The organism is Desulfonatronum sp. SC1 (assembly GCF_003046795.1).
In the GTDB taxonomy this organism is placed as follows: domain Bacteria; phylum Desulfobacterota; class Desulfovibrionia; order Desulfovibrionales; family Desulfonatronaceae; genus Desulfonatronum.
Genome location: NZ_PZKN01000192.1, coordinates 1 through 418 on the forward strand (window position 1 = coordinate 1; position 418 = coordinate 418).

The 418-nt window shown below is 38.5% G+C and carries 1 protein-coding gene; it reads left to right on the top strand.

The window, feature by feature from the left end; all coding sequences use genetic code 11:
• Window positions 1–191: 191 nt before the first annotated feature.
• Window positions 192–418 (top strand): hypothetical protein (locus C6366_RS21250; RefSeq protein WP_233248595.1); only part of this gene is annotated, 227 nt, incomplete at its 3' end.

A 418-nucleotide genomic window follows, 5' to 3' on the forward strand; every position in this document is an offset into this window, starting at 1 on the left:
GATGGAACTGTTGCTCAGTGCCCTCAAAGATGAATGGCGCTACATTGAATCTCTTATCTAGTTATCTCCGTTTTTGGTTGCGCCACCTCTTTTTTTATTATTTTATCGATGCCGGTGATATATATCACCGCACTTGATAACAATCGTCACCCAAAATATTACAACCACCTTTTATCTTTGGCGTAATAAGTATGTATTTCGTTAGCCGGCGAAAAAGAAAAATTGTTACGTATCTATCTTTTCTTATTTTTACCCTAAATCCCGATTGTATGACTGAAAAAGGTGATTACATTCTAATTGTAGATGATTCTCAGACCAACAATGTGCTACTCGAAGCCGTATTGTCTGAGGAGGATTATCCAACGCAAACAGCCATGTCTGCATCTGAGGCATGGAGCATAATATACAAGCGTAAACC